General features: G+C 59.2%; 1 protein-coding gene and 1 pseudogene. Both read right to left on the bottom strand.

The genetic code is table 11. From position 1 onward, the window contains the following. A pseudogene (locus CVS27_RS20325) lies at window positions 1–188 on the bottom strand (hypothetical protein); the annotation flags it as partial. Between the two features lie 52 nt (window positions 189–240). After that, on the bottom strand, window positions 241–1,482 hold a 1,242-nt coding region (locus CVS27_RS20990), incomplete at its 5' end, for an immunoglobulin-like domain-containing protein (protein WP_165788371.1).

The raw sequence follows: 1,482 nt of genomic DNA, 5'->3' as shown, positions 1-1,482 counted from the left end.
ATCAGCTTGCCGTCGAGGGTTTCGTTGCTGTCGTACACATCGTAGGTGGGCACGATGCCACTGGCTTGCTGGAAGTTCTTCAGCGTGTCGGGGGCGACGTAGCTGGACCAGTTGTAGATTTTCACCGTTTCGGCGGCGTTGGCCACACTGGCGGCCAGCATCAGAGGAGCGAGAAGGAGCGTGCGCATGTCGGGTTTACCTTGCTTTGTCTGTTGTTATCGAAGGCAGGCGATCAGCGGATCAGAAGATAAGTACGTAGGTCTTGCGCACGGTCTCCTGGATGTCCCAGGTGCCTGTGCTGTTGGCCGGGATCTTCACGGTGGTGACACCGGTGAAGTCCTCACCGTTTTTGGCGGTGCCGCTGTAGCTGAGGGTGATCGTGACTTCGGCCTTGGAGGCGTGGGTCAGGGTCAGCGTGTAAGCGCCAGTTTCGCCTTCCGTGAGCGAAGTGGTGCCGGTAATACTGACCTTGGCAATATCACCTTGGCCACTTGGCTCGTCACTTACCGTGGTGCTGACGGAGTTGGTACCTGCCACAAGGTTTTCGAAGACCTTGTCGCCAGCGACAGCAATGCCGGTGATCGACTTGGTAATGGTGTCCTGACCGCCCGTATAAACATCATCCGGGGCATTGATGCTGACAGTGCCAGTCGCCGAGCCCGGGTTGATGGTGACCTGAGTGCCACCGGTCAAGGTAACGGTCACACCACCGTGGCCAGTCACTGGCAGCTTGGTGTCTTCACTGATCAGGGTGACGGTGTAGGTGATCTTGCCACCTTCCACCACAGCGGTGTTGTCCACCGACAGGACAGCGGTGACTTTGCTGATGGTGTCGGTGACCTGAACGGTCGCCGGGGTACCGATCTGCAGGTTCTCCAGCGGCGCACCGGTAACGGTGGCCTTGTCGATGCTGACGGTGATGGTGCCTTTATCAACAAAGACGTCATCGCCTTGGGCAGGCGCCGAAATGGTTTTGGTGGTTTCACCAGCGGCGAACACCACGGTTTCACCGGTGCTCAGCAGCACGGTCAGCGGTTTATCGATGGCCTGGTTCAGGGTGAGCTTGAAGGTCGGCGCAGTCGCCTCGTTCACCGTGTCGGTGACTGGAGTGATGCTGACTTTCACCAGGTTATCGCTGCCGTTCGGCTCGTCGCTGATGGTAGTGGTGACCGGGGTCTTGTCGGTCACCAGGTTCTCGAACTTGGTGTCGCCGGTGACCGAAATGTCGGTGATCGACTTGGTGATCGCAGGCTGGCCACCGGTGAACAGGTCGTTCGGTGCAGTGACGAAGGCGGTACCCGAGGCCGAGCCGGCCGGGATAGTCACGACCGTGCCGCCAGTCAGGGTCACGGTCACACCACCGTGGCCAGTCACTGGCAGCTTGGTGTCTTCACTGATCAGGGTCACGGTGTAGGTGATCTTGCCACCTTCCACCACAGCGGTGTTGTCCACCGACAGGACAGCGGTGACTTTGCTGATGGT

Origin of the sequence: Arthrobacter glacialis (assembly GCF_002909445.1) — a bacterium.
GTDB classification, from domain to species: Bacteria; Actinomycetota; Actinomycetes; order Actinomycetales; family Micrococcaceae; genus Specibacter; species Specibacter glacialis.
The sequence above is the reverse complement of the archived record's forward strand: the minus strand, read 5'-3'. Positions and strand labels throughout refer to the sequence as shown.